19 protein-coding genes and 1 tRNA gene are annotated in these 23,041 nt (G+C 42.4%); 19 read left to right on the top strand and 1 reads right to left on the bottom strand.

From position 1 onward, the window contains the following. The first annotated feature begins 136 nt into the window (after positions 1–136). The 14 genes from G636_RS0115050 to G636_RS0114985 all read left to right on the top strand — a co-directional run bounded on the left by G636_RS0115050 (position 137) and on the right by G636_RS0114985 (position 19,555). Complete coding sequence (locus tag G636_RS0115050) at positions 137–1,897, top strand: GGDEF domain-containing protein (protein WP_026508724.1); 1,761 nt, start codon at positions 137–139, stop codon at positions 1,895–1,897. Between the two features lie 59 nt (positions 1,898–1,956). Next, entirely contained in the window at positions 1,957–3,258 is a 1,302-nt protein-coding gene (locus G636_RS0115045) for an alpha-amylase family glycosyl hydrolase (RefSeq protein WP_026508723.1), read from the top strand. A gap of 201 nt (positions 3,259–3,459) precedes the next feature. After that, on the top strand, positions 3,460–5,115 hold the full coding sequence (locus tag G636_RS0115040; protein WP_026508722.1) for a hypothetical protein: 1,656 nt from the start codon (positions 3,460–3,462) through the stop codon (positions 5,113–5,115). Continuing rightward, positions 5,112–6,509 (top strand): sugar transferase, encoded by a 1,398-nt coding sequence (locus G636_RS0115035; protein WP_026508721.1) that lies wholly within the window; start codon positions 5,112–5,114, stop codon positions 6,507–6,509. Before G636_RS0115040 ends, G636_RS0115035 begins: the two co-directional genes overlap by 4 nt. Then, positions 6,509–8,242 (top strand): O-antigen ligase family protein, encoded by a 1,734-nt coding sequence (locus G636_RS0115030; RefSeq protein ID WP_026508720.1) that lies wholly within the window; start codon positions 6,509–6,511, stop codon positions 8,240–8,242. The genes G636_RS0115035 and G636_RS0115030 overlap by 1 nt, the downstream gene beginning before the upstream one ends. Before the next feature lie 3 nt (positions 8,243–8,245). After that, positions 8,246–9,403 (top strand): hypothetical protein, encoded by a 1,158-nt coding sequence (locus G636_RS0115025; protein ID WP_026508719.1) that lies wholly within the window; start codon positions 8,246–8,248, stop codon positions 9,401–9,403. 76 nt (positions 9,404–9,479) lie between these two features. Next, the gene (locus G636_RS0115020; RefSeq protein ID WP_196803125.1) at positions 9,480–10,688 is read left to right on the top strand and encodes a glycosyltransferase; all 1,209 of its coding nucleotides are present in this window, start codon (positions 9,480–9,482) and stop codon (positions 10,686–10,688) included. A gap of 36 nt (positions 10,689–10,724) precedes the next feature. Next, complete coding sequence (locus G636_RS0115015; RefSeq protein WP_026508717.1) at positions 10,725–12,026, top strand: hypothetical protein; 1,302 nt, start codon at positions 10,725–10,727, stop codon at positions 12,024–12,026. Then, the gene (locus tag G636_RS0115010; RefSeq protein WP_026508716.1) at positions 11,965–13,083 is read left to right on the top strand and encodes a glycoside hydrolase family 99-like domain-containing protein; all 1,119 of its coding nucleotides are present in this window, start codon (positions 11,965–11,967) and stop codon (positions 13,081–13,083) included. Before G636_RS0115015 ends, G636_RS0115010 begins: the two co-directional genes overlap by 62 nt. A 305-nt stretch (positions 13,084–13,388) precedes the next feature. Then, positions 13,389–13,607 (top strand): cation transporter, encoded by a 219-nt coding sequence (locus G636_RS0115005; RefSeq protein WP_026508715.1) that lies wholly within the window; start codon positions 13,389–13,391, stop codon positions 13,605–13,607. 99 nt (positions 13,608–13,706) lie between these two features. Beyond that, the gene (locus G636_RS0115000) at positions 13,707–15,611 is read left to right on the top strand and encodes a heavy metal translocating P-type ATPase (protein WP_026508714.1); all 1,905 of its coding nucleotides are present in this window, start codon (positions 13,707–13,709) and stop codon (positions 15,609–15,611) included. Positions 15,612–15,620: 9 nt separating this feature from the next. Continuing rightward, positions 15,621–15,941 carry an ArsR/SmtB family transcription factor gene (locus tag G636_RS18875; RefSeq protein WP_051227064.1) on the top strand — a complete coding sequence of 107 codons (321 nt, stop codon included), beginning with the start codon at positions 15,621–15,623 and terminating at the stop codon, positions 15,939–15,941. Between the two features lie 227 nt (positions 15,942–16,168). Next, positions 16,169–18,091 (top strand): GGDEF domain-containing phosphodiesterase, encoded by a 1,923-nt coding sequence (locus G636_RS0114990; protein WP_026508713.1) that lies wholly within the window; start codon positions 16,169–16,171, stop codon positions 18,089–18,091. Positions 18,092–18,394: 303 nt separating this feature from the next. After that, positions 18,395–19,555 carry an MFS transporter gene (locus tag G636_RS0114985; RefSeq protein ID WP_026508712.1) on the top strand — a complete coding sequence of 387 codons (1,161 nt, stop codon included), beginning with the start codon at positions 18,395–18,397 and terminating at the stop codon, positions 19,553–19,555. A gap of 129 nt (positions 19,556–19,684) precedes the next feature. On the opposite strand, the gene G636_RS0114980 is transcribed toward G636_RS0114985, so the two are convergent. Beyond that, positions 19,685–19,755: transfer RNA gene (locus G636_RS0114980), tRNA-Gly, on the bottom strand. Between the two features lie 288 nt (positions 19,756–20,043). Between G636_RS0114980 and rplU the strand changes: the two genes are divergently transcribed. The 5 genes from rplU to G636_RS0114955 all read left to right on the top strand — a co-directional run bounded on the left by rplU (position 20,044) and on the right by G636_RS0114955 (position 22,989). Beyond that, positions 20,044–20,352: a 50S ribosomal protein L21 gene (gene rplU / locus G636_RS0114975; RefSeq protein ID WP_026508711.1), complete on the top strand. Its 309-nt coding sequence runs from the start codon at positions 20,044–20,046 to the stop codon at positions 20,350–20,352. Between the two features lie 48 nt (positions 20,353–20,400). Further along, a complete protein-coding gene (locus tag G636_RS0114970) occupies positions 20,401–20,730 on the top strand; it encodes a ribosomal-processing cysteine protease Prp (protein WP_026508710.1) in 330 nt (109 codons plus the stop codon). A gap of 2 nt (positions 20,731–20,732) precedes the next feature. Beyond that, entirely contained in the window at positions 20,733–21,020 is a 288-nt protein-coding gene (gene rpmA / locus G636_RS0114965) for a 50S ribosomal protein L27 (protein ID WP_026508709.1), read from the top strand. A 132-nt stretch (positions 21,021–21,152) separates the two neighbouring features. Then, positions 21,153–22,535 carry a GTPase ObgE gene (obgE, locus tag G636_RS18870; protein WP_051227063.1) on the top strand — a complete coding sequence of 461 codons (1,383 nt, stop codon included), beginning with the start codon at positions 21,153–21,155 and terminating at the stop codon, positions 22,533–22,535. A gap of 154 nt (positions 22,536–22,689) precedes the next feature. Further along, positions 22,690–22,989 carry a YhbY family RNA-binding protein gene (locus G636_RS0114955; RefSeq protein WP_026508708.1) on the top strand — a complete coding sequence of 100 codons (300 nt, stop codon included), beginning with the start codon at positions 22,690–22,692 and terminating at the stop codon, positions 22,987–22,989. The last annotated feature ends 52 nt before the right edge of the window (positions 22,990–23,041 follow it).

The following is a 23,041-nucleotide window of genomic DNA, read 5'->3' as shown; positions in this document are numbered from 1 at the left end:
TATCAGGTGCGAACTTATTAGATAAAGCAGGGAAAAGATTAAGAATTAATGGTATCCTGCCGAAATAATAATAGCTGAAAGTCTATGATTTTATATGAATTAGAGATTAAGCATAACGCCCTATGACAGGTATAAGATGAACACATTAAGGACAAACAAAGACGTACTAAGAAGCTTGGTGCTGGGGATCATAATCCTTGTCATATTTGTGTGCCTTGCTGTCGCAGATATAAGGCTTGATAATTCCGCGGATGCCTCCTATGGATCCGGGGCTTATGATTATGACTTTTCAAGAGAATGGACCAGTGAGGAAACGGGCGATATCGTTAATATCGAGGATGTTAAATTCTCCGAGGCTGATGGAGAAAAGGAGTTTGTTTTTTACAAGACTCTTCCCGAACTCACAGGCAAGGAGCATTTCTGTCTGCAGAGTAAGAATATGAGCTTTAAAGTTGTTGAGAAGAAGTTTGCGTCTTCTTATACTGCTTTTGAATTTGATGGCAGGGGTAGTGGAATAGGTGGCAATGCTTCCGGGAATCATATCCATACCATGCAGCTATATAAATCTGACACCGATAATACTTTCTATTTAATTCTCAAACCTATTTACAAATCTTCTGCTGTATTTAATGTCAGGATACAGGATCCTGATAGTTATACCAGAGCATGTATTAGAGCCACGCTTCCTTCATTTCTTTCCAGCGTGATAATGATAGTGGCTGCCATATCTGTATTTATCATGGCTACTTTCCTGGACGGCGAAGTTAATAAGAGGATATATATGTCCCTGGCTATTGTTGTAGTTCTTGTGGGACTGATGTCCCTTCTTGATTCCCATTTTATTGAATATGTAATGGGCAAGTCAGACCTCGTCCATACCATTAACTACTTTACACTGATGCTGGCTGCATTTCCTTTCCTTATGTTCTCAGATGCAGTGACCATCAAGCCTCATAAGAATCTGTCGGGCTATGCATGGCTTGCTGTTATTGGCATGATGGCTTTTCAGGCATTTATGAATTATAGCCATATTGCAGATTTTCATAATATGACTGTACTGACCAATCTTATGACTATTCTTTCAGGTGTGATTGTAGGAGCGAGGCTTATTGAAGACTGGAAATTCAGAAAGGACAATGACCTTCATATTGAAGATTCGGGTGTGACCTACGGTCTGGCAATCCTGTCTGTCTGCGGTGTATTGGATTCCCTGCGTTATCTTGGCTTTTATAGTATACACGGACTTAGGGATAATACTTTGCTGATCAGAGTAGGCCTTCTTTTCTTTGTATTTGGCATACTTTTTAATATCTATAATGAAGTAGTAAACAGCAATAAACGCGCAAATGCTGCCGGCGTTTATATGGAAATGGCTTATACGGATCCTCTCACAGGCATCCCCAACAGAGGAGCTTTTGAGGGTATGGAAAAAGAGATGTCAATGCAGCGCGAGCATTTGCTTAGCCTTGGAAAACCCTTTGATGATGAGATCCTCATATCTTCATTTGACCTTAACGGATTAAAGCAGGTCAATGACGGTCTTGGACATGCTATGGGAGATGAGTATATCAAATCCGCGGGAGCAGCTCTGCTTAGCAGCTTTTCATCTGTGGGCAATGTATTTAGAGTGGGCGGCGATGAATTCTCAGTTCTCATGTTTGGAAGAGATGTAGAAAAGCAGTATCTGAATTCGCTTAACCGTCTCTTTGAACTGGAAGAAGCTTATAATAAGAATAATGCAGATAATTCTGTTAATATGCAGTTTGCTTATGGGCATTCGGTATGGAAATACGGGGATGACAGGACTCTGGCCCAGGTAGAGGTTGATGCCGATAATGCCATGTATGAAAAGAAGAGACAGATGAAGGAGCAGGCTGCAGCAAATATAGAATTCTAATAACCTGAGCGTCAAAAGAACCATTTCATAATATCAACTACTGAGGAGGCAAAAAGGATATGTGGGCTTATGAAGGATTCTTTTATCAGATATACCCTTTGGGAATGACAGGAGCGCCTTTTGAAAATGATGGGGTACTTAATCACAGGATCAAGAAAATCGAGAAATGGCTGCCTCATCTCAAGAAGCTGGGAGTAACAGCTGTTCTTTTTAATCCCCTCTTTGATAGCGATACTCATGGATACAATACCAGAGATTATCGTAAACTGGATCCCAGGCTTGGTGATAATAAGGATTTTAAGAGCCTGGTTAAAAAGCTTCATAAAAACGGACAGAAGGTGATCCTGGATGGTGTATTTAATCATGTGGGAAGGGGCTTTTTTGGCTTTAAGGATGTGCTGGAGAAAAGGGAGCACTCACCGTATCTGTCCTGGTTTAATATCAATCTGTCAGGGAATGATGCCTGGAACGACGGGCTTTGGTATGAAGGCTGGGAAGGCAATTATGACCTTGTAAAGCTGAACCTGTCTAATGAAGAGGTAGTAAATTACCTTTTAGAATCAGTGAGATTTTGGATAGAAGAGTTTGATATAGACGGGCTGAGACTGGATGTGGCATATTGCCTGGACCAGAACTTTATCAGAAGACTCAGGTCCTTTTGCGATTCTCTTAAGGAGGACTTTTTCCTGACAGGTGAGATGATAGGCGGAGATTATCGCAGGATCATGGGAGATGGCCTCTGTCACAGTGCTACCAACTATGAGTGCTACAAGGGCCTATATTCTTCAATGAATTCCTATAATCTCTTTGAGATCACCCATTCCCTTCTGAGGCAGTTTGGCCCTGAGAACTGGACTCTTTATAAAGGGGAACACCTGCTCAGCTTCCTGGACAATCATGATGTAACTAGGCTCGCTTCTGTGCTTACAAGGCGAGAGCATATACTTCCTGCATATACACTTATGTTTGGTATGCCGGGTATACCTATTGTATATTATGGCAGTGAATGGGGGATAAACGGAAATAAGTCGGAGGGCGATCCGGCTCTTCGTCCCGCTATTGAGGAGCCTTCCTGGAATGAGATCACAGATCATCTCTCAAAACTCGCTGCTGCCTATAAGGACTGCAAGCCCCTGTTCTACGGCGATTTCAAGGCTCCTGTGCTCCAGAACAAATACTGCGTATGGGAGAGAGACTACGAAAGAGAGCGTGTATTTGTGGCCTGCAATATAGGTGATGAGCCGGTCCGCGCATATTTCGATGCCGGTAAGGGCGAGCTCACAGATATCATAACGTGCAAGAAGTGTTCTATGGATGGGGGATTAGAAATTCCTCCGCTTACAGCTTATATCTTGAGATAATATATATCTTCTTACTCTTAAGACTTATCGCTTAAATATGTGATAAGTCTTGTTTGCTTTATAAGTAAAGATGAGACAATAAACCGGCTCTTTGTGGTATTATATGAAAGAAAGAATGTATATTAATAAAAGTAAACGATGATATAGTACATCGTTTTGATCCTGTAACCAACTTTTTGTAACTCCCGGGGGAAGACATCTATGAACAGGGGCAAGTATTCATATTATCTAAAGAATGAAAATGAGATCGATCTAAAGGATCTCTTTATCCATATTCTCCTTAAATGGAGATTTCTTTTTGTCCTCTCAATTATTGGACTCATATTGGGCGCAGGCTTACTTAGGCTTGGCATATTAGAAGCGCCGGGGGGATATGACCTTGAAGGGATGCTGACAGCTTCCGACAAGACCAGGATCGATTCCTTGTATGTGCAATCTGCTATTGATGCAAGAACAGCTATAGATGAAACAGCGGATAGGATTGATGCTATCAAGGATTACAGGTCCCATTCAATTTATGCTTCTCTTGATCCCGGCAAAGTATTTTCCATGAGTGTGAAGCTGGCCATATACGGAGATGAGAACACTTCGCCTAATAGCCTTATGCTCATACAGTCTGAATACTTAACTTATATAGAGAGCGGTGAATATATGGAAGAGGCTGCTGCTGCGCTCCTTGTATCTACAGGTGACGTGGCAGAGCTGATTCAAGTAAGCTCGGATTTTTATAATGAAGATAGGTATGTGTTTGAAGACGGCTCATATCATTCTAATGACGCAGCTTCTATATCCCTTCATAGAGGAGATGCCATAACCGGCAGCATGAGCGGCGGCGCGGCAATAGTTACAGTCCGTATCATCGGACCTGATGAAAATACCGTAAATATTATTGCTGAACATCTTACAGATGCTATCAGCCAATATAGCGATACTGTAAGATCTGCAATTGGAGATCACAAGCTTGATATTTCAAATGGAAAAGTCATTGCAACAGCAGATAGTCTTGTAAGGGAGACTCTGTCCATAACAGACAATGAGATCATTGAACTGGAAAAGACTGTCTCGGAGCTTCGTAAAACTTATGATACCGTATCCAGGGATCTCTCTGCAGGAAGCCTTGATGATCTGAGCTTTATCCGTGACAAGCTTGCAGCATACGAAAATGGCTCTGTATCTGACAAAGAGCTGGCAAGAGCCCTGTTATATCTCAGGGACAAAAAGGCTGCCTCTGCAAAAGGCGCTGCAGTAGACTATTCATTATATGAAGGTGAAGGCAAGGATTCTATAGGACTTAGAGCATATCTTATCATGAGCCTAGCATTTATGTTTGCTCTGCTTTTTATGGGGATCATCTATATTGCTGCAACATATGTAATGTCTCCTTATTTTACCTGCGAAAAGGTATTTGCAGGCAGGTCAGTGGGCATCAGAATACTGGGCAAGCTGGACCGGGGCAGTGACCTTGATGCCAAAGGCATAGATAAGCTCCTGATAGCCAAAAGAGGGGATATCACAGGTCTTTCAGGCGATGACAATCTGGATTATATAGCTGAGAATATCAAAGCCGGCTTAAAGAAAAGGCCTGATATTGGAAATAATAAGCTGGTCATAAGCGGCATGGCAGATGAAAACTCTATATCTGAGCTTATATCTAAGCTTGCAGATAAGCTTTCAGGATATGAAATTATCCATGGGGAGAATATGGCAGGAAGCCCTGCTGCAATTGCTGCTATAAGTGACTGCCGCGCAGTGATACTGGTAGAAGGCAGAGATAAGAGCAGTTTTAAGGATATTGACAAAGAGCTTAGGATCATTAGGGATCTGGAAGCAGATCTGATCGGTGTGATACTGGTATGAACAAGACAGATAATATTAGAGATGACTACAAGGCAGTGATCAGGCGATTGGAGTCTTTGTTTGAGATCGGACTTCTGGGGCTTGTATTCTATCTTGTGTGGAAATATAATTACAGACTGGCGTTTACTGCACCCATGTATGGACGTGGTAAGTACGTGCTGGTGGGCGTATATGCTCTTTTGACCTTTATTATCATGGAGCTATGCGATGCCTTTAGATTTGGCTACCTCAAATTCTCAGAGACCTTTATCGCATCCATGGTCTCTGAATTTCTTGTAAACTTCATCACCTATTTTGAGATATCCCTTATCAGTAATGTCATGGTACCTGTATGGCCCATGCTCTTTATGACTCTGGCTGATTTTGGCATTTCTCTGATACTATGTTATTTATATACCTATATCTATCATCTAAGCTATGTTCCCCATAATATGCTGCTGATATATGGCAGCGATTCCGCGCTGGATATCAAATTCAAGATGGAAACCCGCCAGGACAGGTATACTGTTACGGAGATCATCCATTATGAAGAGGGGCGAGATAAGCTCATAGAGGCTATCAGCCGCCATGACAGTGTCATTCTCAATGATATTCCTGCCATTAGCAGGAATAATATCCTGAAATATTGCTATAGCAACGAGATCAGGACCTATGTGGTGCCCAAGATCACAGATATCATTATAAAAGGTGCTCCGGATATCACTCTTTTTGATACTCCGCTGATGTTGGTAAAGGGAAGGGGACTATCCAGGGATCAGAAGATTGCCAAGAGGCTATTGGATATAGTACTTAGCCTCATCGCCATCATCCCTTTTACAGTGCTTGGGATCATTGTAGCTATAGCAATACTCATTGATGATGGGGGCCCGGTTTTCTTTGTGCAAAAGAGGATCACAGAGGGCGGAAGGTCTTTTAAGATGTATAAATTCAGGAGCATGAAGAAGGATCTGTCAGGAGATGAGCTCACAAACAGGGCAAGGCAGGAAGACAGCCGCATTACCAGAGTAGGGCGCCTTATCAGAGCCATGCGCCTGGATGAGATACCTCAGATCATCAATATCATAAAGGGTGAAATGAGTTTTGTAGGCCCCAGAGCAGAGCATGAGGATGACTATCACAAGGGCCTCAGCGAGATAAGCGAATATGGTGACAGGCTCAAGGTAAAAGCAGGGCTAACAGGTTATGCCCAGATATATGGCAAATATAATACCTTGTCTTATGACAAGCTGCGTCTGGATCTGATCTATATAGAGAATTATTCCATATTACTGGATATCAAGCTCATATTCATGACTCTGATCATCATCTTTAAAAAAGAGAGTACAGAAGGCGAAGACAAGAGAGAAGAAATGACTGCCAGGAGAGAGAATCTCCTTAAAGAAAAGGACAACTGATGAGTAATAAGCTTGCAGGCAAGAATAAGACAAAGAGCAGAACAGGAAAGCTTTCAGCTGACTGTAAAAAAATGACCGGCAGGGATATCACCTCCCTGGCTATCAAGGCACTGACACTGGTATATCTTATAATCCTGACAGTCTGCCATCCTTTGTATTACCATAACGGATATTATGATATTGGCGAAGCTAAATGGAAATTTTATAAAGCACTGACATTTTATTATTACGATACAAAGAATAAGACTTTTATACCTGGCTATATAATAATACTGGCTATTTTATTTATCTTATCTTTCTTATACAGGATCATGAAAAAGGAAAGCCTGTCAGAGATCATAGCAAAGAGCAGGTTCTCTATGACTGATATTATAGTCCTATGTTACGGGCTTATATGCATATTATCAGCCCTTTTTGCACCTTACAGCGGCCTTCCCGAGAAGTCCGGGGATCTGCTGCTGCCAAAGCTCTATAATGTGATCGGCGGATATTCGGGCTGGTATATGGGCCTTGCTGCGCAGTTATCCTTTGTCATTATCTACTTTGCAGTATCCAGATCGTATACAGAATACAAGGCTTTGTATTATGTTTTTGGCGCATCCTATTTTACGGTTATTTTCATAGCTTTTATAAATGGCTTTTCCATTGATCCACTGGATATCCTTGTCAAAGGCAAGAATTTCCTGACGACTATGGGTAATCCCAACTGGTTTTCATCCTATCTGACAGTATGTCTTCCTGTATTTATCTTTCTATTTTGGGACAGCAGGAAAATATATGTGAGAATACTGTCTATGATAGTCATGATATTTGCTTTTATGGATCAGGCCATGGGCTGGTCGGAGAGTGCTATACCGGGGATACTTTCATGCCTTTTTGCTTTTTTTTGTTTTTCATTTATAGACAAGAGGCATATCTATTCTTTTATAGAACTATTGATCGTAGTAACGGGTTCATTTCGTCTGGCAGGACTTCTCTATAAGCTCTTGCCTGATATGGTCACTGCATACGGCGATGATGATATATCCAGCGGTCTCTTAAATAAGGCCATGCATTCTGCACCGGTGCTCATATTGCTGATCCTCCTGATAGTCCTGTATATATCCATGAGAATTACTGACAGGAAGGGTTTCTTGCCCGATCCTTCAAGTTATATTCTGCTTAGAAATATAATTGCAGGGATAGTTGCCTTTTCTTTGATCCTTGCACCTGTTTATGTATTTCTTAATACCAAAGGCTTTCTTCCGGATGCGCTGTCCTCCAGGCACAATTATCTCTATTTTGACAGATATTGGGGAAGCTGGAGAGGCGGCACCTGGATAGCTGCAGGAGAGACTATAGGCAGGAATTTTAAAGAGGATATCCTGTCATTCTTTATAGGCTCAGGACCTGACGGCTTTTATAAGAGGATATATGAGTATTTTCCTGATTTTGAGGTGCCGGGCTGGGGCAAGACTACCATAGCCTGTGCTCACAATGAATGGCTCAATATGTATGTGAACCTGGGCATCCTGGGAGGCAGCGCTTATCTTATGATATTTGTGACCAGTGTGTCCAGGATGATATCCCTTTATAAGAAGGATATCAGGGCCGTCCTTGTGGCAGCTGCCATTATCTCTTATATGGCCCACAACTTTTTTACCTATCAGACGGTCTGCTGCAGTCCCATAGTCTTTGTTATAATGGGCTACGGCGCATGGCTTGCCAGGGCCAAAAAAGGAGATGGTTATTGATCTATGACAAGAGTAGCAATAGTATCTTCTTCATCGGTTTTTGAATACAGGGTTATGCTCCTGGCCCGCGTCCTTGCAGATGAGGGCTATGAACTGTCCCTCTATTTATCAGATTATGATCATATCAGGAAGTGCAGGATCTACGCTTCTTCTATTGGTGATAATACTGATATCCCGGGAGAGAATTTAATAAGGCAGATTAAAATAGATCGTATATCCACCTTGCCTTACAAGAAGAATATCTCTGTAAAGAGAATATTATCTCATATAGATTTTAGCTATAAAGCAGCCAGGCTTCTGAAAAAGGACAGCTTTGACATATTATATCTGGTAATGCCGCCCAATAGTCAGAGTCTCCTGGCGCGGAGCTATAGCAGAAAGGGCGTAAAGGTCATAGGAGATATCATAGACCTGTGGCCGGAGAGCTTCCCCGGTAAGGGGCGTGGCTTTCCCTTTAAGCTATGGGCTGATGTGAGAAATAAGAGCCTGAAACACTTCGATATCATAGTTACAGAATGTGATCTATATCATAGCTATATCAGGAAATATATATCAGCTGATACCCTGTTGAAGACGGTCTACTGGGCGGGGAGTCCTGAGGATGACGATTTTATCAATAATCTCTATAGTGCTAGCTGCGAGCTGCCCTTAGACAAATGGATAGTGGGATATCTGGGCAGTGTCAATAATATTATTGATATAGACAGGATCATCTATGAAATAAAGCGCCTTATGAAATATAGGCCCGTGGAAGTGAGAGTAGTAGGAAAGGGAGAGCGCTACGAGGAATTTATAGATCGTCTAAAGGAGGCCGGAGCGAATGTTATAGACTATGGCGCAGTTTTTGATATCAACGAGAAATACAGAATTTTCTCAGGCTGCCACTTTGGACTGAATGTCATGAAAAAGGATGTGACTGTTGGCCTGTCTATGAAGGCTGCAGATTATCTAAAGATGGGCCTTCCTATCCTGAATCATATCAGCGGTGATACTGAAGATATCATAAGACGCTATGGCTGTGGCATCAGCAGCAGTGATCTGGATATGTCAGGAGACGTGCCTGTATATGAGGCATCTATGAGAGATAATGCAAGAAGGGCATACAAGGATCTATGCTCCTATGATGCTTTTAGGAGATCAATGCTTGAGATATTCAAGTAAATTTATATAATTCAATGGATAAAACAATAAATAAAAGATAATACAATAAATGAAAGATAATACAATAAAGCAAGACATGAATAATGAAATTAATAATGACACGGATAATGACATTATAAAAAGTACCATTGTGATCAGTGGTATCAATCTATTCGAGGGTGGCCCCTTATCAATATACAAGGACTGCCTGAGAGCACTGGCAAATTTGGGACTTGATGAGAAATTTAACATAATATGTTTTGTGCATCGCAAAGAACTCTTTACAGACTGCAAAGGCCATTTCCATTTCATAGAACTGCCAAAGTCCAGGAAGAGCTATCTCTTTAGACTCTACTACGAATATATATACTTTTATAATTATTCCAAAAGAAGAAATATATATATATGGCTATCGCTCCATGATATTACTCCAAGAGTAAAAGCTTTTCAGCGCTATACCTATTGCCATAATCCGACTCCCTTTATGAAGGATAGGAGAGGAGCTCTGAAATACAACCTGACTCAGTTTTTGATGTCTTATCTATACATATACTTGTATAAGTACAGTCTAAAAACTGCAGATACTATCATAGTGCAGCAAGAATGGATAAGAGAGGAATTTGAAAAGATCACAAAAAATTTCATTGTTGTGGCAAAGCCTGTACTTAGGGGGGCTAATGATGACGGGATAAAAAACAGCTCATCAGGAGAAATATCGGATAATAATTCATCTCATACCGAAAGAAAGCTTTTGCCTGCTCATAAGACCATATTCATATCTGCTTCCCTGCCCAGATTTTTCAAAAACTTTGAGCTGCCTCTTAGGGCCTGCGAAATACTTGAGAAAAAGGGCATAAATGATCATCTGCTCTGTATCACTGTCAAAGGGGACGAAAACAGATATGCCAAAGACCTTTATAAAAAATATGGTCATCTAAAAAGTGTTAAATGGCTGGGAAGGCTTGAAAGAGAGAAGCTTATGGCTCTATATGAAGAGTCTGATTGTATGATATTTCCGTCGAAGCTTGAGACCTGGGGGCTTCCTATAAGTGAATATAAAGCTACAGGAAAACCTATGATCCTGGCAGATCTTCCCTATGCTCATGAAACTGTGGGAGCTTATGACAAGACTGCTTTTTGCGACGTAGATGCTCCAAAGAAACTTGCAGAGCTTATGGAGTCTGTGATAAATAAAGAAGATATATTTAGGCCTGTATCTGAAATGAAACATTGTGATTTTTATTACACAAGCTGGGAACAGCTGATGTATGTTATCACGAATGAAAAAGCAATGAAAATGCAATGATAAAGCAGGGATAAGTTGAAAGGTCACGCACTCACTATGCCAATAAACGGTATTCATATCAAAAAATATCATATCCCTTTGCTGATCATCTTTGGCAATGCCATTATTGGCGATGACAGGGTGCTTTTTTTGGAACTGATACTCCTTGCGCTATCCGGAAAAGCCAAGGCTCTTAGGCTGACTATAGCAGGGAGTCTTATTCTGCTGCTGCATACTATTCCGGGGCTCTTATTGGGCACAAATACTCCTGTGCTCTTTGTGAAGCAGCTGGCAGGAATCTTTATCAGCATCATATTCTTCTCATCCTTTGTTGATAAGGAGGAAATAAAGGATTTCATTGCTGTTTATTACAGATGCTGCATTGCCCTTGCTATCCTGTGCATATTACAGATCCTGACCATACGTCTGGGTTTTAGATATATCTATGATCTGTCCTGGCTGGGAACAAGGCCCAGGAATCTCAATCCCCTTGAAGGCAGAGCCTATGGCCTTTTCAGCGAGCCTACTGAATGTGCTTTTGTGATGATGCCGGGGATATATCTCTCCCTCTACAGGCTTTTTGGACGCGGCAGGCAGATCCTTATGAGCAGGATAGGGCTATTATCATCTCTTTCCATATTGGCAGGCTTTCTCTGCTGCAGGTCTTCTACAGGCTATATCACTGTGGCATTTGCTCTCTTTATCATTATCCTGGAATATGGCCTGACACCCAGGAAGATCATAATAGCAGTAGCAGGAGTGATAGCTCTTGTATTTCTTGTCTTCAAAGTAGAGCTCTTCAGGAACCGCATAGTATACGCCTTTGATATGATCAGGGACTTTAGTCCTGATAAGGTCAATTATTATGGTTACAGCTCTTATGCATGGCTGCTTAATATCAAGATCAGCTTAAAGAGTCTTTTGGACAGCTTTGGCTTTGGCGGAGGGCTGGGCGGTTACAACATGCTCAATAATAAGTATTCCTATCTGATACTGGCATCTTTTAAGAACCCCAACCCCTATGATGCCAATTCACTGTTTTTGCGTATTGCAGCTGAGCTGGGACTTCCGGGGCTTATGGCGCTTCTTGTATTTATCAGGCGCTATGGCATATTCAAAAAAGAGAACAACGAAGAAAGCCCGGGAGCAGATGACGAGAGGATATACCTAAAGATTATCAATAACCTTTGCCTTGTAGTCATCTTTCAGAAACTATTCAGAATGGGACATTACTTTGAACTGGGCTTTTGGCTCTTTGTGATCCTGTATTATTACACCGGAGTGATAGAGAGAAAATATGAGGAATGTGAAGATTATTGCCAATTATCTCCCGCAGTATCACGAGACTGCAGAGAATAATAAATGGTGGGGCAAGGGTTATACTGACTGGAAGGCTGTGAAGGATAGTATTGGAAGAAAAATACCCGGTCACAGGGATTTTGCGCCTTTAAATGATAATTACTATGATCTCTCTAAAGCGGATACAATCAGATGGCAGGCGGATCTTGCAAGAGAATATGGTATATACGGCTTTGGTATATATCACTATTGGATAAACAGCAGTCAAAACCTGCTGACCACTCCGCCCAATATCTTACTTGATAACCCGGATATTGATATACACTTTCTCTTTATATGGGACAACTGCTCTTGGAAGAGGACCTGGAGCGTGGTGCCAAGGTCCAACAGCTGGGCACCTGCCTATGATGCTGCAGCTGATGGCCAGACGGATGATGGCCGCAAAGGAGATGGAATCCTGGCAAGACTGGAATATGGTGATGAGAAAGACTGGGAAGCTCATTTTAACTTTCTCCTTCCATTCTTCAAGGATCCCAGGTATATCAGAGTTGATAATAAGCCTCTTTTTATAGTCTTTAAGCCTCAGATAGGAAAGAGTGTGCTATATAGGATGATGTCCTATATGGACAAAAGGTCAAGAGAAGAGGGGCTCGGCGGCATAGCAGCCTGCTGCCGTGAGAATCACCAGAATATCAGATATGACTATCTTATGAGATATGCGCCCTTTGATACACCTGCGCTTCGTGACTATCTTCACTACAAGCTTTTTGATATGAAAAGAAAGAGTGACCAGCCTGGTCTTTTTGACTACGACGGTCTGTGGAAGAGGATATTGAAATCAGCAGAGACTGCACCGGTCAATAGTTTTCTCAGCGGTTTTGTTAGCTATGACGACAGCCCGCGGCGGGGGATGAATGCCAAAATAGTTGTAGGGGCGGCTCCTCATAAATTTGAAGCATATCTAAATAGACTATTGGATATCGCGGAAAAAAGAGGAAACGAATACATCTTCCTCACAGCCTGGAACGAATGGGGCGAAGGAGCGTACTTGGAGCCGGATAAGGTTAATGGCTATTCCTATCTTGAGGCTTTGAAGAAAGCACTGTCTCAAGTATGATCATATGCTTTTAACTGATTTTAGCTAAAAAGATCTAATTGCATGATCGGATTTGTTATATATAAAATAATCAAGATAACCCACCACCTTTAGGTGGTGGGAATATCTTGATTACGGGTGCGGGGTTATAAGCCCCGTACCCGTAGAACTGCGTCAGCAGTGATTTTATAACGAGCAAAAAGCGAAGCGTTTGCGAGTTTAACAAAGGGGCTTGACATTATAGATATAAGCCCCTTATAATAATTACAACATATGAATAATCATTCATATATAAAAACATTCAAATGTTCTAAGGAGGTTCTTTTATGAAGAAGACTTATGTAATCGATGTTGATTGTGCTAACTGTGCCAACAAGATGGAAGAGGCTACAAAGAATACCCAAGGCGTAAAGGACGCAGTAGTCAATTTCATGACACTAAAGATGAAGGTTGAATTTGAGGAAGGTGCAGATCCTGCGGAGGTTATGCCCAGAGTGCTGGAGAACTGCAAGAAAGTGGAATCTGATTGTTCTATTGAATTCTGATGATCATCTTTGCAAGTATTCTCATTTACTCTAATCTCTGAGAGATCAGATCGGACTGTCATCTTACCGGTCATGTTGATTTTTTTATGGAGTAGGCTTATGAACAAGAAACAGAAAAATCTGATGTACAGACTTATCGCATCCGCTCTGATGATGATCGTGTTGCATTTTTTGCCCATAAGAGGCATTTTGCGATTTGTGCTTTATATGATCCCTTATCTTACAATCGGATACGATGTCCTTAGAAAGGCTTTTAAGGGTATCATGAACAGGCAGCCCTTTGACGAGTGCTTTCTTATGGCTGTAGCGACTATTGGAGCTATGGCCCTTGCTGTGACAAAGAGCGGCGATTATACAGAAGCTGTTGCAGTTATGTTCTTTTACCAGCTGGGAGAGTTCTTCCAGATGGTGGCTGTGGGTAAGAGCAGAAAGAATATAACAGAGCTCATGGACATCAGACCTGATCATGCAAATCTCCTTACTGAGGAAGGCATTGAAGTCGTAGACCCTGACGAAGTAGAGGTGGGAAGTGTTATCGTTGTTAATCCCGGTGAGAAGATAGCTCTGGACGGCGTAGTCATAGAAGGTAGCTCTTCGCTTAATACTGCGGCTCTTACAGGAGAGAGTATCCCCAGGGATGTATCTGAAGGTTCTGAAGTCATAAGCGGCTGCATTAATATGTCAGGCGTACTGAAAATACGTACCAGTAAGGAATTTGAGGAGTCAACGGCTTCCAAGATCCTGGACCTTGTAGAGAATGCCAGCTCCAGAAAGTCCAGATCAGAGAATTTTATCAGTAAGTTTGCCAGATATTATACTCCTATAGTCGTATACAGTGCCCTTGCTCTTGGCATAGGCATGCCTCTTATCAGGATCCTCTTTCTTGCTGCTGATCCCATGTGGGGACAGTGGATCTACAGAGCCCTTACTTTCCTGGTAATATCCTGTCCCTGCGCGCTGGTCATCAGTATCCCTCTTACCTTCTTTGCAGGTATAGGCGGTGCAGGCAGGGCAGGCGTTCTGGTCAAAGGCTCCAATTATCTTGAGCTCCTCTCCAAAGCTGGTACTGTTGTATTTGACAAAACAGGTACTCTGACCAGGGGCAGCTTTGAAGTAGGCGGAATCCATCATAGTGATATGGAGGATGCAGAGCTGTTAAGGCTTGCTGCATATGTAGAGAGTGCGTCTTCGCATCCTATCAGTAAGAGCCTGGTCAAAGCTCACGGACTGGAGATAGAAAGAGAAAAGGTCACCGATATCGAAGAAATAAGCGGCAAGGGTGTCAAAGGCCTTGTTGATGGCAGACATGTAGCTGCAGGTAACGAGAAGCTCATGAAGGATATGGGCATAGATTACAGGCCCTGCTCTCATCCCGGTACCGTGGTACATATGGCTGTAGATGGCAGGTATGCCGGCCATATCCTGATATCCGATCTGCCCAAGGATAAATCTGCCAGGGCTATAGACAAGTTGAAAAAACTTGGAATAAGCCGTATAGTCATGCTGACAGGCGATATGAACTCTGCAGCGGAATATGTAGCAGCAGAGCTTGGTATAGATGAAGTATACAGCGAGCTGTTACCCGGTGATAAGGTGGGTATGCTGGAGAAGATCATGGACGATAATGGTCAAAAGGCTCAGAATAGACCTTCCATATTCGTTGGTGATGGTATCAATGATGCCCCCGTTCTCACCAGAGCAGACATCGGTATTGCTATGGGAGCTTTGGGCTCAGATGCAGCTATTGAAGCAGCAGACGTAGTCCTTATGGACGACGATCCAACCCATGTGGCTGTTGCAATATCTATAGCAAGGAAATGTATGAGGATAGTATATGAGAATATCTATTTCTCAATAGGAGTCAAGATCCTCTGTCTCATACTGGGAGCATTTGGCATAGCGGGCATGTGGCTGGCTATCTTTGCAGACGTGGGTGTTATGGTCATAGCAGTCCTTAATGCTATAAGAGCGCTTTTTGTTTCCGGGAAAAAAATCAGTAAATGAGGAAATGATATGTTTGATCAGAACTTTCAGAAGAGTCTTTTAACCAATAATGAAAAGCTTGAAGATCTTGCTGAACTCTTTAAGACCTATGGTGATATGACCAGGCTCCGTATCCTCTTTGCCTTGTCAGGAGGAGAGATCTGCGTGACAGATCTGGCTGAGAGCCTGGAAATGACCCAGTCTGCTGTATCACATCAGCTCAAGGTACTAAAGAACCAGCGCCTTGTCAGCAGTAAGAGAAGCGGCAAGACCATATATTATTCTCTGGCTGATGAGCATGTCAGGACTATCATACTCCAGGGCTGGGATCATATAAACGAGGACCACTAAGGCTTTGGGCCGGCCTTTTCCTTTATTTTTTCAAGACACAGGTCGTTTGTTATTTTTTTAAAACTAAATATAGAAACAGTTAATGCCGATAACTAAGCAGAGCTTTTGGCTAAATGATCAGAAAAGTCAATGTCTCGTATATAGTAAACTTTGGTTGCCGCAAACATTATCAGCCCTAGCTCATGTGATCTAAGTACATCATAGGGCAATTTGCCAGAGAGTTATCGATGCAATATAACATTTCTTTTGATATCTGCGCCATTTGCATAGATACAGCCGTTCTTGTCATGTTTTTCCTTAGGAAAAACTATGTATCAAAGGCTAACAGAGCCTACAAGCTCCTTGTTGTAGACTCTCTTGTTGCGGCTGTATGTGACCTGGCGACAGCATATACTATTTCTTATCCATATAGCATCCCTCTTTGGGCAAACTATCTGGTAAATACCATATTCTATCTGTCTATCAATACCATACTCCTTTGGTATTGCAATTATCTGCTTCGTGTTATTTATAAGACCAGACCATATCTAAAGTCCACCAGTATCTTTCTAAGGTGCTGTGCACTTCTTGATATAGTCCTTATCACCAGCAATCCCCTCACTCATTTTATCTTTTATTTTGATGAAAACAGACAATATTGCAGCGGCCCATTTAGGATAGTGGTATATGCAGTATCTGTTTTGATCCTTATTGACTGCATCTATCAGACTATCCGCAACTGGGAATCCCTGCAGACAGATCAGATATTCGGTATGCTCTTTATCACTGTTGCCAATACGGGTTCTGTGGTATTTCAGCTATTCCATCCCAATCAGCTGATCACATCCTTCTTTGTGGCACTTGCTATACTGGTAATATATCTTTCTATTCAGGATGTAGATAATTATATAGATCCTCTAACAAGGGTCTATAATCAGCAGGCCTTTGAGGACACCCTTAACAGCTGTGTCAAGACCAGGCTCCCCTTTAATATCATATCTATCAAGCTTAGGGATTTCAGGCAGGTCAATGAGATGGCAGGCGTTGTGGCAGGTAATCGTGTCCTTGAGATGACCTCCAAAAGGATCCAGAACGTGGTAGGCAAGGAAAATGTATATTACAACTCGGGAACACGTTTTACAGTCATCCTTGATAACAAGTCTATTGACGAAGCTTCTGCCATAGAACAGCTTAGGACTGAGCTTATGAAGGCCTTTGAGGTCAGTCAGATGAGGATATATCTTAGGCCTCAGATGATAGTAGTGCATTTTCCCGAGCATGGGAGCAGCTCCTTTGAACTGGAAGATGCCATATCCTATTGTCTGCATCAGCTTGAGAGGCAGAAGATCAGCGATATCATATATGCAGATACAGGCACTCTGGAATCAGTCAGGCGAAATGCCAAGCTGGATACCATAATGCACAATGCTCTTATTGACGGCAGCTTTAAGATTTATTTCCAGCCTATAAGAGATGCCGTGACAGGTGAGTATCATTCTGCAGAGGCGCTCCTTAGGCTTATCAATGATGAATACGGCTTTATCAGTCCTGACGACTTTATCCCCAGAGCTGAAGAAAACGGCCTTATCATCAAGATAGGAGAGTTTGTATTCGACGAAGTCTGCAGGCTGATGCAAAAATATGACTTTGAAGGTCTGGGTATCAGCTTTATCGAGATCAACCTCTCTGCGGCTCAGTGCATACAAAAAGACTTAAAGACCATATTTATGAATACTATGGCCAAATACCGTATACCTCCTGAAATGATCAATCTGGAGATCACAGAGACTGCTGCCATCGCCTCCAGTGAAAGACTGCTGGACTTTATGAAGAACATGAGGGCTGAGGGTATTGAATTTTCCCTTGATGACTATGGCTCCGGACTTGCCAATGTCAATTATCTTCTTGATTATCCATTTAAGATAGTAAAGCTTGATAAGTCCCTGGTCTGGAAGGCTTTCTCTGAAAGGAACGCCTTTATAGCTCTTGAGCATACAGTCAGGATGATGAAGGAACTGGGCTATATCACTGTTGCTGAGGGAGTAGAGACAGATGAGCAGGCAGAGGGCCTAAAGAATATAGGCGTAGATGAATTCCAGGGCTTTTTGTATTCCAAAGCCATACCTACGCTGGAATTTGTTAACTTCATGAAAGAAAATAGCAGGAGATAAAAATATATACGAAAGTTTATACAGGTACTTACGAGTACCTGTATATTTGATTTATAATATGACGTAAGGGTCAAAAGTCATTTCGATTCGAGCTTGCTCGAAATCGAATATGAATTTATGACCCGCAAAACATGAGCAAAGTAGCACGTAGTGCGGATTTGCGAATGTTTTAGGATTGTGAGAGTTTCGAAGAAACGGAACAATCCGTTAGTCATAAGGTGTCAAAAGGAACTTTTGACACCTACCTCATAATATGACATTGAAGTGCATCCTATATTTTTTTTATTCCGGAGGATTGTCTGTATGGCTTCACTGCTGGTTGCAATAATTTATCTGATATTCATAAGCCTTGGTCTTCCTGATTCCCTTTTGGGTTCAGGCTGGCCCAAGATGCAGGTGTTTTTTGGTGTTCCTTCGTCTTATGCAGGATATGTGTCAATGACTATCTGCTTTATGACTATCATATCAGCCCTTTTTAGCCCGAAGTTTATCAAGAAGATCCATACCAAGTGGATTGTTATAGTCTCTATTTTTTTGACTGTAATTGGCTTGTTTGGCTTCTCTGTATGCACGAGCTATTATATGCTCTTTATCTTTGCTATTCCCTTCGGACTGGGCGCAGGAGCCATAGATGCAGCTGTCAATCACTATGTAGCCAATCACTATTCGGGAGCTGTGATGAGTTTTCTTCACTGCTTCTACGGAGTGGGTGCGATGATCAGCCCTTCCATTATGGCAGCCGCCTTAAAGCATGCCAGATGGAACGAGGGCTACAGATGGACTGCATATCTTCAGATAGCTATCCTTGTGGTGGTAATATTGTCACTGCCTTTGTGGAGTAAGAGCGAATCTGTGGAAGAAGAGGAGGAGCTCAAAAACGGCGCAGGTATCAGAGAGACCATCAAGGCTCCCGGCGTTGTACTCACACTTATCGCCTTTTTTGCTTATTGCTCAGGGGAAGCTATTTGTTTTGTATGGACTCCCAGCTATTTTGCAGGAACCAAGGCAGGGCTTAGTGATGGCCTTATAGCTTCCTTTGGTTCATTGATATTCGGCGGTCTGATGCTGGGCAGGATGATATCAGGCTTTATCTCCAATAAGCTGGGTGACAGGCTGATGATCAGGCTGGGTATAGCAGTAGAGCTTGTTGGTATACTTATGGTATTTATCCCTACATCAGGTTATATAGCTGCAGCAATAGGCTTTGTGATAATAGGCACCGGCATGGGGCCTGTATATCCATCTATACAGCATATGGCACCTGAGAATTTTGGCAAGAGATATTCCGCTGCAGCCATCGGCCTTCAGATGGCATCTGCTTATGTGGGCAGCACATTTATGCCGACTATATTCGGTATTACCCAGCAAAGCGTGGGAATATGGATCATGCCCGTATTTCTCCTGGTATTTGCGGGGCTGAATATTGGATTTATGGAATTGACCTACAAAGTAATAAGAAAATAAACATTTTTGGATAAAACCAACTTGAATATTGGACTTTGTGAGAAAAAAGACGCCCTTTTCAGGGCGCCTATATCAGTGGGTAAATTCGCGTTTTAGAAAGATCATCTGATGATCCGTATGCATAAAAAAAGCAGGCGGCGGGAGTCGAACCCGTCTCGCCAGCTTGGGAAGCTGGAGTTCTACCGATGAACTACGCCTGCAACAAAACTTATTATATCAGCAGTAATAGTTCAATTCAAGTAGTATTTTATAGATATTACCTGCTGTATAAGTGTTTCCGTGCCTTATTCAGCAGTTTGTAAATACAGTTAACGGCTTAAGAGAAGGATTTTTGTAGATTATTCGAAATAACGTTAATTATCTATTGACTTTTATACGCGAATCCTTTAAGATAATTGAGTATGCCGCTTGACAAGGCCGAAGTGCGCCCATATTTAACAGCAGGACGCCGCCGTAATCAGCGAGTTTTTTAAAGAAGGAGGTGCCTTATGTACGCAATTATAGTTACAGGTGGAAAGCAGTACAAGGTTTCCGAAGGCGATGTTATCAATGTAGAGAAGCTGGATGCTGCAGCTGACGAGAAGGTTACATTTGATCAGGTTATCGCCGTAAACAACGACTCTGAGCTTAAGGTTGCAGGAGATGTTGCATCAGCTAAGGTTGAAGCTACAGTTCTTAAGCAGGACCGCGCTCGCAAGGTCATTGTTTACAAGTATAAGCCCAAGACCGGTTACCACAAGAAGAACGGTCACAGACAGGCTTTCACACAGGTTAAGATCGACAAGATCTCTCTCTGATAAGTGAGAAATGTCTTAATGGCACAAACATACTGAAAGACAGATATTATGACAGACATAACGATCATTAAGGATAGCAGTGGTTCATACAAGGGATTTATATGTCACGGTCATGCAGGTTTTGCAGACTACGGCGATGATATTGTTTGTTCAGCCATTTCGGTTCTGACTATCAATACCATCAATTCCATAAATGAATTTACTTCCGACCAGATGGACGTTAGTCAAGATGAGGAAGAGGGACTTATCACTTGTTTTTTTAAAGACGGTATATCCCATGATAGTGAAATCCTCATGAAGTCTTATGAGCTGGGTATAAACGGTATTTACCGACAGTATGGAGAAGAATTTTTGAACATTAAATTCGAGGAGGTATAACCATGTTACAGATGAACCTTCAGTTTTTTGCTCATAAGAAAGGTGTAGGATCCACAAAGAACGGTCGTGATTCCGAATCCAAGAGACTGGGAGCAAAAAGAGCCGATGGTCAGTTCGTAAAGGCTGGAAACATCCTTTACAGACAGCGTGGAACACATATTCATCCTGGCGTTAATGTAGGCATCGGTTCCGATGATACATTGTTTGCACTTGTTGACGGCGTTCTGAGATTTGAGCGTAAGGGCAGGAGCAAGACTCAGGCTAGTGTTCATCCCGTTGAAGCTGAATAAGCTTTTTATCTAGACTGATTTTAGGACCCCGGACAGAAATGTTTGGGGTCTATTTTTTCAAAATTATATAATTTGGTAACTGAAAGAATGGCAGGTAATATACTGCTGTGAAGAGATTCAGGAGGAAAGAAGATGCCTCAGTTTGTAGATCAGGCACGTATTTTCGTAAAGAGCGGTAAGGGCGGAGACGGCCACGTATCTTTTCGAAGAGAGAAATTCGTCGCTAACGGCGGCCCCAATGGTGGTGACGGCGGTAAAGGCGGCGACGTAATTCTGCAGGTAGATAACGGACTTAATACTCTGTCCGACTACCATTTCGGCGGTAAATATAAAGCGGAACCCGGTGCAGAAGGCGGTCAGAACCGCTGCACTGGCAAGTCCGGATCCGATATTGTCCTTCGCGTACCGGAAGGAACCGTCATCAGAGATGCCCAAACCGGTAAAGTCATTACCGATATGTCAGGGGATAATCACAGATTTTTATTATTAAAAGGCGGAAGAGGTGGTAATGGTAACATGCATTATGCTACAGCTACCATGCAGGCCCCTAAGTATGCACAGCCCGGACAGCCGGCAAAGGAGCTTGAGATCATCCTTGAGCTCAAGGTTATTGCCGATGTAGGTCTGGCGGGCTTTCCTAACGTTGGAAAATCTACCTTTTTATCAAAGGTTTCAAATGCCAAGCCCAAGGTTGCCAATTATCATTTCACGACACTGACCCCTATGCTGGGCGTAGTGGATCTGGAAGATGCCAAGGGCTTTGTAGTAGCTGATATACCCGGTCTTATTGAAGGGGCCAGTCAGGGTGCCGGCCTGGGACATGAGTTCCTGCGCCATATAGACAGGACCAGGATGATCATCCATGTGGTAGATGCAGCATCTACCGAAGGACGCGATCCTATTGAAGATATTTATGCGATCAACAGGGAGCTGGCTGATTATAACGCTGACCTGGGTTCCAAGACTCAGATCATAGCTGCAAATAAGCTGGATATGCTCACACCTGAGGAAGCTGACGAAGTAGTAGCCAAGATCAAGGCAGAATTTGAGCCCAAGGGCGTAAAGGTATTCCCTATGTCAACCCTTACAGGTATGGGTATCAAGGACATACTTTATTATGTCAGCAGACATCTGGACGAGCTGGGCGAGAAGCCTGTTGTATACGAACAGGAATTCGATCCCGAAGTTGAACTCAAGGAGAGACAGGAAGCCTTTACTGTTAAGTATGATCCTGAAGAGGATGAATATGTTGTTGAAGGACCCAGAATCGAGAAAATGCTGGGCTATACAAACATTGATTCCGAGAAAGGCTTTGCTTTCTTCCAGAACTTCCTGGCTGATAATGGCATTCTGGATATGCTGGAAAAGGAAGGCATTAATGAAGGCGACACTGTCAGGATGTATGGACTCTTGTTCGATTATTACAGAAACGCTGACACTACTCCTGGCGGAGAGGTCGATGAAGAGCTTGAAGACCTGGAAGACCTTGACGATTCAGAAAGTGATATAGAATAAAAAATGAAGCTAAGACAGGACACGTTGTTCATGACGAGCTGTGACTTGTTTAACTATTTATGATCTACTAATAGCATGACCGGTTACATTTGTTATGATAATGTGTATCTGTCAGTCCGATATAATAATTAGAGCATATGTATGGAGGATTGATATGCAGTTTACAAGTAAGCAGAGAGCCTACCTCAGAAGTCTGGCTCAGAACATAGACCCTTTATTCCAAATTGGCAAGAGCGCTGTATCACCCGAGATCACAGCTGCAGTATCAGAAGCATTTAACACACACGAACTCATTAAGCTGACTGTTCTCAAGAACTGTCCCGAAGATGTTAAGACAGCCGGTATCATGATATCCGAAAGGACCAGATCTGACCTGGTAGAGGTGATCGGCAGGAAGATAGTCCTCTACAAGCAGTTCCATGAGGATCCCGTGATTAAGCTGCCACGTAAATGATACCTTCGACTCACGAACTTTTAAATACATGAGTTTTTTAAAGTACTTATTC

It is taken from the genome of Butyrivibrio sp. MC2013 (assembly GCF_000424585.1).
GTDB lineage: Bacteria > Bacillota > Clostridia > Lachnospirales > Lachnospiraceae > Butyrivibrio.
This window is presented reverse-complemented; position numbering and strand designations above follow the sequence as displayed.